The organism is Photobacterium kishitanii (assembly GCF_003026355.1).
GTDB classification, from domain to species: domain Bacteria; phylum Pseudomonadota; class Gammaproteobacteria; order Enterobacterales; family Vibrionaceae; genus Photobacterium; species Photobacterium kishitanii.
On the sequence record NZ_PYON01000014.1, the window covers coordinates 78,033 to 91,386 of the forward strand.

General features: G+C 38.1%; 9 protein-coding genes. 3 read left to right on the forward strand and 6 right to left on the reverse strand.

The window, feature by feature from the left end; all coding sequences use genetic code 11:
• Window positions 1-96: 96 nt before the first annotated feature.
• Window positions 97-1,287, reverse strand: coding sequence for a NupC/NupG family nucleoside CNT transporter (locus C0W29_RS15600; RefSeq protein WP_045043922.1), 1,191 nt, complete (start codon window positions 1,285-1,287; stop codon window positions 97-99).
• A 644-nt stretch (window positions 1,288-1,931) separates the two neighbouring features.
• Complete coding sequence (locus C0W29_RS15605) at window positions 1,932-3,401, reverse strand: MltF family protein (protein ID WP_045045711.1); 1,470 nt, start codon at window positions 3,399-3,401, stop codon at window positions 1,932-1,934.
• 300 nt (window positions 3,402-3,701) lie between these two features.
• On the opposite strand from C0W29_RS15605, the gene C0W29_RS15610 reads away from it, so the two are divergent.
• The 3 genes from C0W29_RS15610 to C0W29_RS15620 all read left to right on the forward strand — a co-directional run bounded on the left by C0W29_RS15610 (window position 3,702) and on the right by C0W29_RS15620 (window position 6,355).
• The gene (locus C0W29_RS15610; protein ID WP_235861955.1) at window positions 3,702-4,490 is read left to right on the forward strand and encodes a hypothetical protein; all 789 of its coding nucleotides are present in this window, start codon (window positions 3,702-3,704) and stop codon (window positions 4,488-4,490) included.
• Between the two features lie 77 nt (window positions 4,491-4,567).
• A complete protein-coding gene (locus C0W29_RS15615) occupies window positions 4,568-5,059 on the forward strand; it encodes a YehS family protein (protein WP_045043920.1) in 492 nt (163 codons plus the stop codon).
• 216 nt (window positions 5,060-5,275) lie between these two features.
• Entirely contained in the window at window positions 5,276-6,355 is a 1,080-nt protein-coding gene (locus C0W29_RS15620; protein WP_045045712.1) for an aspartate/glutamate racemase family protein, read from the forward strand.
• A gap of 63 nt (window positions 6,356-6,418) precedes the next feature.
• Here the strand turns inward: C0W29_RS15620 and copI are convergent, their stop codons facing one another.
• From copI to C0W29_RS15640, 4 genes are read right to left on the reverse strand one after another with little or no spacing between them, the layout of a single operon-like run.
• The gene (copI, locus tag C0W29_RS15625; protein WP_045045713.1) at window positions 6,419-6,919 is read right to left on the reverse strand and encodes a copper-resistant cuproprotein CopI; all 501 of its coding nucleotides are present in this window, start codon (window positions 6,917-6,919) and stop codon (window positions 6,419-6,421) included.
• 23 nt (window positions 6,920-6,942) lie between these two features.
• Window positions 6,943-10,086, reverse strand: a complete 3,144-nt coding sequence (locus tag C0W29_RS15630) for an efflux RND transporter permease subunit (RefSeq protein WP_045045714.1) — start codon at window positions 10,084-10,086, stop codon at window positions 6,943-6,945.
• Window positions 10,083-11,804: an efflux RND transporter periplasmic adaptor subunit gene (locus C0W29_RS15635; RefSeq protein ID WP_045045715.1), complete on the reverse strand. Its 1,722-nt coding sequence runs from the start codon at window positions 11,802-11,804 to the stop codon at window positions 10,083-10,085. Before C0W29_RS15635 ends, C0W29_RS15630 begins: the two co-directional genes overlap by 4 nt.
• A 7-nt stretch (window positions 11,805-11,811) precedes the next feature.
• Window positions 11,812-13,161 carry a TolC family protein gene (locus C0W29_RS15640; RefSeq protein ID WP_235869037.1) on the reverse strand — a complete coding sequence of 450 codons (1,350 nt, stop codon included), beginning with the start codon at window positions 13,159-13,161 and terminating at the stop codon, window positions 11,812-11,814.
• Window positions 13,162-13,354: the final 193 nt, after the last annotated feature.

Below are 13,354 nucleotides of genomic sequence, written 5' to 3' on the forward strand. Positions count from 1 at the left end.
TGGATGTACTAGGGGAGGCGATGGGGAGTGTATCGATTTATCTATAAACAAAAATTGCAGGGACCTCAAATGAGGCCCTGCAATTTATTAATGTTGTTATAGCATGATGTTAGCAATCAAGGCTGATAAAACACTGACTAAGGTAGAACCATAAAGTAGACGTAAGCCAAAACGAGCAACCATATTACCTTTTTCTTCGTTTACCCCTTTAACTGCACCGGCAATGATACCAATAGAGCTAAAGTTCGCGAATGAAACAAGGAAGATAGAAACAGTACCAACAGTGTGTGCTGATAAGCTACCCATTTGTTTTTGTAGATCCATCATTGCAACAAATTCATTAGTAACAAGTTTGGTCGCCATGATACTACCAGCTTGTAATGCTTCATGAGCAGGTACGCCCATTAGCCATGCGACAGGGTAGAACAAGTAACCGATTATGTTTTGGAAACTGATACCAAAAGCAGCACTAAAGCCAGCATTAATCATGGAGATTAAGGCAATGAAACCAATAAGCATTGCTGCAACAATAACCGCAACTTTAAAGCCCATTAAGATGTATTCACCTAGCATTTCAAAGAAAGTTAATGTTTCGCCACTTTCTGCTGCCATCATCTCATCAATATCCATTTCAGCTTCATGATCATAAGGATTGATAATGGAAAGAATGATAAAGGTGCTAAACATGTTAAGGAACAATGCCGCTACAACATATTTAGGATCGATAAGTTTCATGTATGAGCCGACGATAGACATCGAAACTGTCGACATTGCCGTTGCTGCAAGGGTATACATACGGCGTTCAGACATACCGCCTAAAATATTCTTATAAGTAATAAAGTTTTCAGACTGTCCAACCATTAATGCACTGATCGCGTTAAATGATTCTAGTTTACCCATACCGTTAACTTTAGAGAGTAAAAAGCCTAGAGCTTTGATGATATATGGCAATACTTTTATATGTTGTAAAATACCAATTAATGCAGAAATAAAGACAATTGGCATCAATACACTAAGGAAGAAGTTAAAATCATTATTATTCGATAAATTACCGAACACAAAATTAGTACCCTCTGCTGCGAATGCAAGCAAGCCATTAAAGGCATCAGCAAACTCTTTAACAATACCTGTACCAGCTGACGAATTAAGTAGGAAGTAAGCTAATGCTAATTCAATAATAAGCAGTTGAATAATATATCGATATTTAATGTTTTTTCGGTTATTACTGGCGAGTAAAGCTAATACTGCAATAACGACTAGCCCGAGTATAAAGTGTAGATAGACCATATTGGATTGTGCTCAGTGTGATTATTATCTGTTTATGCGGTTATGCTGAACGATTTCATTCTTAGATAAAGTGATATATATCGCACTTTTAATCCAGTGGTTTTTTTTGTAATTGACAAGAACTAATTTCTCAAATTTACGCAATCGCTTGCTATTTGTTTGAATCTGACTATTGAAAATGTTAAAAAATGATTTTTATCGTCTGTGTTAATTATTATAACTGAACGTTTTTGTGACTTAATTCTCATTAATTGTCGTTTTTAAGCTATTTTGTTTAATTATTATCGTAGGTTATGAGTGATATTTGTTGTAACTAAGGGGTTGGGTTTGAAATTGTGATAGCGCTATTTCACAGGGTTGGGTTGATTTACAGTACCAATATTACAATTTAATATTGGAAATGTGAGTGCTGATTAGTAGTAGCTGTAATTTACATTAAAGATAAAAAATAGGATGATATTTGTTCTATTCATATTTTTATTGGTAGCGTAATGAAAAAGTCATCTAAAAACCGTAAATTATGGTATTTCCAGAAACAAGATCGTCGCACGAAGCATTTATCCTCACCTAACTTAAAAGCATAATATAATACTGAGTGTGAAGTTATGCTTTTAATAACTTATATGATACTGCTGTGATAGTCGTTATTTGAATAATACTGAAGCATCAAATCGATACGGTGGAATAAACGGTCGAATACCTGAATCGCGAAAGCGTTTTAGTTTCATTATTTGCTTATAAACAATAAAGTAACGATTAATATTATTAACATAGACAATAGGCTGTATCCCAATGTGTTTGCGAGTAATAAGTTCAACATTATTAAACCAAACATCAGGGTTATAGCCTTGTTCTTTTGCATATCGACGCATTTTATTAATATTTCCTGGGCCTGCATTATAAGCGGCTAATGAAAGATAGATTTTATTATCATAATCTATTTCATCACTACTAAAATATTGATCTTGCAGGTAACGCATATATTTTATACCAGCATGAATATTATTTGTTGAGGTATAAATGTTAGGAATATCAACATTAGGATCACGTGCAGTACTGGGTAATATTTGCATGATTCCTACAGCACCTTTGTTGGATACTTTATGTTGATTAAGGCCAGATTCTTGGAATCCTTGCGCCATTAACATTAAGTAATCAAAATCATATTGCTTTGAATAGCGAAAGAAAATATGTGATAGTTTTTCCATTCTATCGATATTATTAGGATCAAGTAGCGTATGAAGCCAACGATGATTTTCAAGGTATTTGTTGTAAATCATGTTACCGATTAAAGTTCCTTCTTTTACGGTATTAATATATTGATTAACTAATGCCATTAATTTAGGACTATCTTTACGCATTGCCCATGCAATTTGGCCATTGTTACGTAAAACAAAGCTATCATTTATACGAATATTTTTTAAAATCGGTTGCCAAATTTTTATTTTATGATCATCAATGACAGTTGCATTTAGTAAGTCTAAATTAATAAGTTCTAGTAATTCATAGTCTTGTAGAGTTTCGTCTATAAATAATATTGATGCTAACGGTAAGTTTTGCATCCGTAATTTATTATTAAGTTTGAGTAAACTTTGATAGTAACTTGAACTTTTTCTGATCCATATTGTTTGACCACTTAAATCGGTTACTTTGGTAAATGGTGGCTGTTTCTTATTATTAATAAGGATTTCTGAAATATTACTCAGTACTGGTTGGCTAAAGGCGACCTTTTTTTTCCGTTCGGCTGTAATAGTAATATTAGCAACTGCTAAGTCGCCTAAACCATTAATGACATAAGGTAGTAAGTTATCACGATGAACAGGAATAATTTGTAGGTGTAGTGAAGGGTGCTTCTTATGAATATCTTTCTCAAAGTGTTGCAATAAGTCAGCAATAATTCCTTTGGTGATACCATCTTCGATGTAATAGAAGCCCAGATCCGCAGCAACGAGTACTCGCAGTACCCGCTTTTTTTCCAGTTCCGCTAAATCGCCAACATATTCAGTTCCACTTAGAGGCGTAAGTTGAATTGAATTGGCATGGAAACTTATTAATAGCAAACACAAAGCAATGAGTCTGCGTTTATATTTAATGAGGTGCGGAATATTCGTCATTATTTGTCTGCCATGCCGAAGGAAACGTAAATTAATAGGTTTGGAACTAATTATGGCTCTGAATGGAGAAATTTTCCTATTTATATCGTGATTTTGTATGATTTATAGTGATTTTTCATATATTAAAGATAATGATATGATAGTTAATTAGTGCTTTTTTATATTGTGAATTTTATGGATAACTAATTAATAATGAAAAGAATTCTAGCAGGGTTGATAGTTATATTATTACTGTCGTCATGTAGTATGGCAGCCACATATTTTGTGCGAAATACTCTTTATGTAGATGTTTTGACATATATGCCTAAAAATCTAAGCGAGACATCGGGTTTAGCCATTATTGATGGTGATGTTTGGACTCACAATGATACTTACGGTCAAAATAAGCTTTATCGGTTAGATCATGATTTAAAAGGGGTGGCACAAATTGTAAAAGTTGATAAGAGTCGTAATCAGGATTGGGAAGATTTAGCGCAAGATCAGCAATTTTTATATGTTGGCGACATTGGCAATAATCTAGCAAACCGTGAAGGTGGTGTGATTTATAAAATAGATCGAAACCAGCTTAATCAACAGCGAGTAGTAACCCCGACAGCGGCGTTAAAATATCAATATACTGATTTCAAAAAAGGTTGGTTTAATAAGCACAATTTCGATAGCGAAGCGATTACAGTGGTCGGTGATCAAATCTGGCTGTTTACCAAGAATTGGAAAAATGAAAAAACAAAGCTTTATCAGTTGAATAAATCAAAAGTAGATCAAGTTCAACATGTGAAACCGATTGCTGAATATGCGAGTAAAGGGTTAATTACTAGTGTTGATTATGACCCCAAAACAGCGACATTAGCGTTCCTTGGATATCGTCGAAATCTGTATTTAGGATATTCATTCATCTGGTTAGTCAAAGTTAAGAATAATAAACCAGATTGGTCGACTGGTATTTATAAGCGGTTAGGTATTTATTCACAATGGGAAGCTATTCATTGGTATGGTGCTGGGAAATTATTAATCACGGCTGAGAAAAATCCGTTAAATAAAGCTATGATTGGTATGGTTGATGTACAAAAGCTACTAGATACGGGTGAATAGCAATGAATTATCTGTTATTATTTATCGATAATTTCGCTGTGATTATTGCAACCACAGCATACTAAGTTGGATAAATTGTGACTAATAACGATGTTTTGCGCCGTGTTCGCTATACTTTTGATTTAAATGATAGTGAGATGATCGCTATTTTTGCTGCGGCTGATTGTGAAGTAACGCGTGAGCAAGTGTGCAGTTGGTTAAAAGCTGACGATGCAGAAGGTTATAAAAGTTGTTCTGATGAGCAAGTTGCTACTTTTTTAAATGGCTTTATTAATCAAAAGCGTGGCAAAAAAGAAGGCGAACAGCCTGCGCCAGAGCAAAAAATCACAAATAATATTATTTTTAGAAAATTGCAGATTGCACTAAATCTAAAAGCAGAAGATGTGCTTGATTTGTTGAAGTTAGTTGATTTTCGTTTAAGCAAACATGAATTAAGTGCTTTCTTCCGTAAAGTGGATCATAAACACTACCGTGAGTGTAAAGATCAAGTATTACGTAACTTTTTACAAGCACTACAGATTAATCTTCGTGGTGTAGAATCACTAGAAGAAACAACTGACGAGAAGTAATCGTCTTCGTTGAAATGAAATATTAAGAGCAGCTTCTATTGAAGCTGCTTTTTTATTGGCTTCTGTTTGATAAATAGATATTTAAGCGTTAGTTTTTGAAATATTTACTAACATATTTGTCAATTTATTCGTGATATTGATTGTACCAATCAAAGAAAAAAACTGGTTAGTTTGTAAGCTATCAACTTCAGTTATAAATATTGAGTCGGTGAGCTTATGAAAATTAAGGATAATTTTAAACAACCACGTATTGGTATCATTGGTGGTATGGGCAATGAAGCAATGGTCGATTTGATGGTAAAAATGACTTCGCTGCCAGTGGATAGAGACTATCAATTTGTTGCTTTTGGCAATGCCCGTTTAGCTTATAAGCCTCAAGAAGTCATGCAACAATGGTTATCGACTGATATACCTGAATTACGTAAATTTGATACTGCAGTTTATACATTACGATTAATGCAGTATTTAGATGTTGATCATATTGGCTTAGCGTGTAATAGCGCCCATGAATTATTTCGGCGTATATTACCGAATATCCCTGTGGCATTTGTCGATATGATTAATCAAACAGCAACCTCATTACAAGGTTGTCAAGATACGGTCTTAGTGATGGGAGTGAATAGTTTAGTCGAGTCAGGACTGTATCAAACGGCATTAACAGCAAAGGGAATGACAGCTACTCAGCCATCAGTTGTTAATCAAGCGAAGATTATGGAGGCGATTTATAACCCAAGCTTTGGTATTAAAACAGCTAAAATTACCAAGCAAGCAGAGTTATTGCTATGTGAAGTGATCACTGATGAAATTGCAACACAAGGATGTACCAGCGTTGTATTAGGTTGTACAGAATTACCATTGGCATTAACAGCGACGAGCTGTCAGCGATTTAAAATAGAAGGCATGTTACCTGCTAACGTTGAGGTGATTGATGCGTCGATGGCTTTGGCACAAGCGTTAGTCTCTTATCAAGGAACAAGCGAGCCATTAACCCAATCTTTGGCCTCTTATCAAGGACAATATTTAGATTGGTCGACACCACTGGCTTTTAAAGTTAGCTCATTAGCCCAAAGCGTACTTATTCAGCAGCGTATTTTTGAGTATACAGTGGATTATTTAACTGCTCATAACCAGTGTCTTGCTGGTAGTTATTTCCATTTACCGACATTATTTTTTTCAGAATCAGCAACAGATATTGAGCAAAAGTTATTGGCGTTAGATATTAACGTTTATAGTGATATTAATCTATTAGATAACATTATCATGGATAAATTAGCCTATTATTATTCTGATTTTTAACTATTTGATTTTTAGATGAAAGAGGTAGATAAAATTATCTACCTCTAGTGATTATTTTTTCCGTTATAGTGTTATTTCTTTCGTCATTCCAGCTTGTGCATGACCTGCAATATTACAAGCAAGTTCAACCTTGTTACTACCATGGAAATGCCATAAGACTTGTTTCGCTGTACCCGGAGCTATTATAACGCTGTTACCATTATCAGCCTGATGCTCTTTAGTCATTGTTCGGTATTGTGCTTGCTCTTGGGGAGATCCAATTGAAAACTCGTGCGCCATCTTTCCTTGGTTAATAACGACAAACTGCACCACGTCGTTAGGCTTGATATCGACGGGTTTTTTAAAGGTGATTTTCATGTCATCAGAAAGAATGACATAAGCCACTTTATCGGGTTTTGAACCTGTTGCTGGCATCCCTACATCAGACATACTTTTCATATTCATCATCTGATGGTCCATTTTATTGGAATCCATTTGTGAGTGATCCATCGTTGAGTGATCCATAGCAGCGATGGCATTAGTGGTTGTTAAGACTAGTGCTAAAGTAAACAGTATTTTTTTCATGGTTCATTCCTTGTTATTGATGATTAATTTACTGATGGTGTTGTCGTGGTTTTAAGCTCACGGCTTTTCCAAAGTTTGAAAATTGCCGGAAGTACTAATAGGGTAAGTAACAGTGCGGAGGCCATACCGCCAATCATAGGGGCAGCTATACGTTGCATCACTTCAGATCCAGTACCTGAGCCATACATGATTGGGATCAAACCAATAATAACGGTTAATACGGTCATCATAACTGGGCGTACGCGTAATCCAGCCCCTTCGCTAATCGCTTGCTGTAAATCATCAGCAGTTAACAGGCGTTGTTGGCTTTGTGCATCTTGTTTTTTAAATGCCCATGACTGATTGAGGTACACCAGCATAATCACACCAATTTCAACAGCGACACCTGAGAGAGCGATAAAGCCCACGCCAACAGCAATCGAGAAATTGAAGCCAAGAATGAGCATCAGCCATAAACCGCCGACCATTGCCAAGGGGAGTGTCGCCATAATAATGAACACTTCCTGTAGACGGCGAAAACTGAAATAGAGCAGTAGCATAATAATGGCAAGAGTAATGGGTGTAACAATGCTTAAACGGGCTTTTGCTCGTTCCATGTACTCATATTGACCTGACCATGCTAATGAATACCCTGCTGGGAGCTGTAATTGTTCGGCAACTACTTGCTGTGCTTCGCTAACATAAGAACCTAAATCTCGCTGCTCAATATCGACAAACACCCATCCATTTGGACGCGCATTTTCGGTTTTGATCATCGGCGGACCATCTTCATAACGAATATCAGCTATATCAGCCAATGCAATGCGTGCACCATTGGGGGTAATTAACGGTAAATTTTGTAATTTAACCGCTGAATCTCGATAAGCTTGCGGGTAACGGACATTAATTGGATAACGTTCTAATCCTTCAATAGTTTCCCCAACAGTCATTCCGCCTACAGCAGTAGATACGATTTGTTGAACGTCTTTAATTGCTAGTCCATAACGAGCAGCCTGACGGCGATTAATATCAATCGTGATATAGCGACCACCAGCGACGCGCTCAGCATAGACAGATGTAGTACCTGAAATATTATTGAGGATAGGCTCAAGCTCAGCACCGATCTTTTCGATCACTTTAAGATCGGGGCCTGCAATCTTGATCCCTATCGGTGTTTTAATGCCTGTCGCTAACATATCAATTCGAGTTTTGATCGGCATTACCCAAGCGTTAGTTAGCCCTGGAAATTGGATCAACTGATCTAATTGCTGGCGTAAAGATTCGGTGGTAACACCATCTCGCCATTGATCCCGTGGTTTTAATTGGATCACCGTTTCAATCATGGTTAAAGGCGCTGGATCTGTTGCAGTATCTGCACGGCCGACTTTACCCCAAACGGTAGCGACCTCAGGAACGGTTTTGATCAGTTTGTTGGTTTGTTGCAACAGCTGGCGTGCTTTACCAATCGAAATACCGGGGTAGGTGGTTGGCATGTACATCAAATCACCTTCATCTAACGGTGGAATGAATTCACTACCAAGCTTGGTTAATGGGTACAACGAAGAAGCCATTAAGCAGATAGCCACAATAATCATTGTTTTTGGGAATTTGAGGCTTAAATTTAATAATGGTCGATAAAGAGCTATCACTGCTCGGTTAACTGGGTTTTTATGTTCAGGTAGAATTTTACCTCGAACAAAATAGCCCATTAGTACGGGTACTAACGTTATCGCTAAACCTGCCGCCGCCGCCATGGCATAGGTTTTGGTAAATGCTAATGGCGAGAACATTTTTCCTTCTTGCCCTTCGAGAGCAAATACTGGCACAAAACTTAAGGTAATGATCAGTAATGAGAAAAATAGTGGAGTACCAACTTCTTCAGCGGCTTTGCCAATCACTTGCCAACGATTTTTATCTGTTAGTGGTGTGCGTTCAATATGCTTATGAACATTTTCTATCATTACGATAGCCCCATCAACCATGGCACCGATGGCAATTGCAATACCACCTAATGACATGATATTGGCATTAATACCTTGCCAATGCATGATGATAAAAGCCGATAAAATCCCAATGGGTAAGCTAATCGCTATTACTAATGAAGAACGAATATGGAATAAAAAGAGGGCACAAACGATGGCTACCACTAGAAATTCTTCAGCAAGTTTTTGCCAAAGATTTTTAACAGCATGATCAATTAACGTTGAGCGATCATAGGTGGCAACAATTTCCACACCTTCTGGTAATCCCCGTTGTAATTGTGCCAGTTTTGTTTTGAGATTAGTGATCACTTGACTGGCGTTTTCACCAAAGCGCATCACAATAACGCCACCAACGGCTTCACCTTCGCCATTGAATTCAGAAATACCACGTCGCATTTGTGGGCCAAGGTTAATATCTGCAATATCGCCTAATAATAATGGAGTACCATTTTCCGTGACTTTTAGCGGTAATGATTTTATATCCTCAATATTGGTTAAATAACCAGTGGTACGCACCATATGTTCAGCTTCAGCCATTTCAATAACAGAGGCACCTGTTTCTTGGTTACCGTTTTGAATCGCCATATTGACTTGCTGTAACGTCAGGTTATATGCCCGTAATTTGGAGGGATCTATTTGAACTTGGTATTGTTTAACCATACCACCAACAGTTGCGACCTCAGAGACGCCAGCGACGGTTTGGAGTTCATATTTTAGAAACCAATCTTGTAAGCTACGTAGTTCTGCTAGATCGTGTTTGCCGGTTTTGTCTTGTAATACATAGCTATAAATCCAGCCAACCCCTGTTGCATCTGGGCCTAAGGTAGGTTTTGCATTGGCGGGTAATTTAGGCGCAACTTGGCTTAAATATTCCAGTACTCGTGAACGAGCCCAATAGATATCGGTATTATCATTAAAGATAATATAGACATAAGAATCCCCAAAGAAGGAATAACCACGTACAGTTTCGGCGCCTGGTACGGCTAACATAGCGGTTGTTAATGGGTAAGTGACTTGATCCTCAACCACTTGTGGTGCTTGACCGGGATAGCTGGTTTTAATAATTACCTGAACATCGGAAAGATCGGGTAGGGCATCAACTGGCGTATTTTTAACACTGTATAAACCACCAATCGTTAAAAATAATGCGGCAATCAAGACTAATAAACGGTTGTTGATTGACCACCGGATAATAGCAGGGATCATAGTGTACTCTCCATTGGTTGAAGATCTTGTAGCGTGTAATCACTGCCATTTTTAACCAGCTTAAATCGAACGGACTGGCCTTGTTTAAAATGGTTTAAAGCAATGGTGTCATTAACCGTAAAGTTCATTTCACCTGCGGGCCATTGCCATGCAGGAACAGGCTGGTGGTTAACGGTGATCATATTGAAATCAGCCATTAACATTGAAATATCACCATTGACCCAAACTTCATTAATAGCCTTCTTGGTATCTTTCTTATAATCAATAATTTGATATTGATTGTTGGCTGTTTTTTGGATTTCAAATTTAAGCGGTTGACCTACAGTTAACGCATTGATATTCAGTTTTTTATTGACGTTGAAATCCATTGTCATCGCAGGCCAATTCCAAGCACTCACGGGCTGGTGGTTGATTGTTAATACACCCTGATCGGTATTGATCGCGGTGATCTCACCTTTAGCCCACGTGACGATAAGGTTTTTATCGACACTGTCGACACCATTAATACGAGACAGATCAGCACTTTTACTTGATTCTGAATCAAGTAAAAATTGTGCAGAAGTGACAATACGATCTGCTGTTGTTAATCCAGCTAACACTTCAACTCGATTATTGGCTTCTCGACCAATCTTGATCCTTGCAGATCGATACTTACCATTATCTTCAGCTAATACGACACGGGTCATATCACCAGAACGGATAACGGCTTGGGTCGGTACTGTGAGTACCGCTTTATCAGTGGTAGGAGTGAGGGTGATGTTGGCAAACATATTAGGTTTTAATTGACCGTTATGGTTGGCAAATTTTAACCGCATCCGTAATGTACGCGTTTTAGGGTCTAAAATTGGATAAACATAATCCACGCTACCTTGCCATTGTTGACCAGGGATGGCATCTAATGCCATGGTGGCTTTACTGTTAGTAGTTATCCAGTGTGCTTGGCGTTCAAATATTTCGGCATTAACCCAAACTTCATTTAGAGGTCCAGCACTTATTGCGACTTGTGCCGGAGATAAATATCCCCCTTCACGAACGTTTAAACTGGCAATAACACCATCGGCGATGGCTTTTACTTCGATTGTTTTAGTTGCTTTGCCCGTTTTAATGATTTGTTCAATTTGCTGTTTATCGACCCCAAGAGCCATTAAGCGATCACGCGCACCTTGCATTAAGCCACTGCGACCAGTTCGATAGGCATTGAGTAATTCTTGTTGGGATTTAACTATTTCAGGTGAATATAGTGTAAATAGTACATCGCCTTTATGAACCTGCTCGCCCACGGCATTAACATATAATTTTTGTACCCAACCACTGACTCGAATATTCGTTTGCCACAGATGACTTTCATCAAAAGCAACATAGCCGATGGTATCTATTTGGGGAGATAACTTTTGTTTAATAACAGCTGCTGTTTTTACACCTAGGTTATTTTCCACTGCGGCATTAATGGTGACGGTACCAGCAACAGTAGCTGTTGGAGAATCTTCAGCATAGACAGGAATTAAATCCATTCCCATTGGTGATTTACCTGGCTTATCTCGCTGATAATTAGGATCCATTGGAGCAACCCAATATAACGGTTCCTTGTCTGTCGCCGTTGTTGCAATAGCTGTCATGGATGTTGAGTTACTGGAGATATAATGGGTTGCTGTTACACCAATAGCTGTACCAATAAGTAACGCAGCGGCGGCGATTTTAACTGTACTTTTTGAAGACATGATTTACCTACTTATTGATGGTTGAATGTTGAAGCTGTAGCGAGAGTGGTTGAATATCAAAACCATTAACTAATGCCGCGAGGTTCGCATTGGTAATATTCAAATCTGTGGTTATACGAGCTTGTTCGATGTCTAATGTGAGTTCATCAGTTGCCGCTGCAATAACATTATTAAATTGCGCGGTATTGTTTTGATAACCACGTTCTACAGCTTGAGTACGTGCTTTTGCTTGGTTAAGTAGGGTGTTTTTATAGCGTGCTAGACGTTGACGTAAATTATCCTGTTCAACCAGTAAGGCATTTACTTTGGCATTCATTTGATTTAATAGCAGGTCACGTTGAGACTTTGCGGCCCCCACCTGATATTGCGCTGCCGCAGCATGATGATCTTGACGATTATCAGTAAATAACGGTAGATCCATCGTCAGATAAGCACTAACAAGATCGGATGCAGGCTTACCAGACATTGCATTAGCTTGACGAGAGGCATACATGACTTCAATACCAAATTGAGGTTTGTAAGCTTGCTGAGTGATGGCAACTTGGGTTTCATTGGCGGAGATAGTGCTATTGGCTATTTGTACCATCGGATGGTTTTTAAGTAGTGGATAATGCTGTGTTGTAGCGGTTAAACGTGGCATTAATTTATTTAACTGTTGCCAAGGTAACTGGTTTGATGTTTGGATCATCACTTGATTTGTTAGCCAATCAGCACCAAGCCATTCAGACAGTTGTGCCATGATACGGCGTTGTATTTGTTGGTTAGCCTGTAATTTATCTTCTATTTTTACTAATTGGAGTTTAACTTGCAGGAGATCTTGAGCTTCACCACTACCGATGCCGTAGTTAGTGCTAGTGACGTTAGCCAATTCAGTGATTAGGCGATGGTTTCGTTGCAAGGTGCGATAAGTATATTGTTGATAACCAAGCTCTAACCATAATTGGGTTATTTTCGTCGTGATATCCAGTTCACGCACAGCTTGTTGAATACCAATGGCATGAGCTTGAATATTGCCTTTTTGTTGTTGTAAATCAAGGGTGTTACCGCGATCGAATTGCTGCATTAACCCAATAGATAAGGTGGTCATTGGATCTTTGTTAACAGAAAAGCTGTCTGTAGGTAGACCGCCAATACCAAGCTTTAGTTTCGGATCGGGTAAGCTATTCGCTCCTGAACTTGTTTCTAGCATGGCATGTTGTTGAGCTTTAATTTGCGCGATATTGGCATCGCTCTTAAGTGCCCTTGTGATCAATTGCGCCAATTGTTGTGGCGAGGTTTGTTCAACTGGTGCCGTTGTGGGGGCCGCGAAAAGTGCTGACGGCATAATGGCTACTGCGCTGATAGTTAGCGCTAGCATAGAAGTTGTAACGTTCATAACGTAATCCAATCTTCCATAAGCATATAGGCCAATTTTATCAATAAGCTAATTACGATTACTAATGCAATTAAGCAGTAATGGTATAGCTCAGTGATTGAATTGGGTAAGGCTTATGGTGATCTTAGATCTGCTGCAAAATAATTAAATACAGATCGTAAGATGCAATTAACCT